Source organism: Priestia aryabhattai, assembly GCF_023715685.1.
GTDB lineage: Bacteria > Bacillota > Bacilli > Bacillales > Bacillaceae_H > Priestia > Priestia aryabhattai_B.
In genome coordinates this window covers 1-339 of the sequence record NZ_JAMBOQ010000109.1, presented here as the reverse complement: position 1 = coordinate 339, position 339 = coordinate 1, and the positions used below count along the sequence as shown (strand labels likewise).

The 339-nt window shown below is 42.8% G+C and carries 1 rRNA gene; it reads left to right on the top strand.

The window, feature by feature from the left end:
* Positions 1–9 precede the first annotated feature (9 nt).
* A 5S ribosomal RNA gene (gene rrf / locus M3225_RS29235) occupies positions 10–125 on the top strand.
* The last annotated feature ends 214 nt before the right edge of the window (positions 126–339 follow it).

Here is a 339-nt window from a genome sequence, read left to right as displayed (position 1 = left end):
TATAATATGTCTGGTGGCGATAGCGAAGAGGTCACACCCGTTCCCATACCGAACACGGAAGTTAAGCTCTTTAGCGCCAATGGTAGTTGGGACTTTGTCCCTGTGAGAGTAGGACGTTGCCAGGCTGGAAAAGATCTCTCTTTTCTTTTAAAAAAGTTGTTGACATGACGTTGATAACTTGATAAGATAGTAAAGTCGCTTAAGAGCGGCGGTTGAACTTTGAAAACTGAACAAAGCGACAAACGTCAACGTTAAATTTTATTTTTTTAATTGAGCAAGTCAAACATTTCTTCGGAGAGTTTGATCCTGGCTCAGGATGAACGCTGGCGGCGTGCCTAA